At 46.8% G+C, this 500-nt stretch carries 1 protein-coding gene and 1 pseudogene; both read right to left on the bottom strand.

The genetic code is table 11. The features are described from left to right. Positions 1–282, bottom strand: a pseudogene (locus R7R24_RS30920) (type II secretion system protein GspK); the annotation flags it as partial. Then, positions 275–500 (bottom strand): type II secretion system protein GspJ (locus R7R24_RS30915; protein WP_318120743.1); only part of this gene is annotated, 226 nt, incomplete at its 5' end. The pseudogene R7R24_RS30920 and the gene R7R24_RS30915, both read right to left, overlap by 8 nt.

The raw sequence follows: 500 nt of genomic DNA, 5'->3' as shown, positions 1-500 counted from the left end.
CCCTGCTGCTTGACCATAGTCCAATGGGTACACTTGTTCTTTAATCGCCCAAGGTTGGCTGAGGTTGATGGTATCGCTGTCTTTGTAGCTCTGCTCGATACCCACTTCAGCCAAAGCTTCAACACCAACACTGTACCAATATGCTTGCTGGTAATGGATTTGGTTTGAACCGCGCTGAAACTGCAAAAACAAACGTTCAGACATGGTGGCAGCTATGGTCGCCATAATCGCCAACAACATCAGTACAATAATCAAAGCAACACCACGCTGACGATTAGCCATTGTTGTTGCCCTCCGATGCTTTGTTTCTTTCACTTTCCGCAAGCTTGCCATCTGGCGTTAGATACGTGCGCGCAATTTCACCGTAATCCTTCAACTTCAAGACAACTGAGACAGCTTTCGGCAACTCTTTATTGCTGTCCCACTCTTTCTTCCACTGTTTACCGTCATAAAAACGCATGTCGAAAGATTCCACCTGCGTCAGCAACGGAGTGACAATG

The organism is Vibrio sp. 704 (assembly GCF_033339295.1).
The sequence above is the reverse complement of the archived record's forward strand: the minus strand, read 5'-3'. Positions and strand labels throughout refer to the sequence as shown.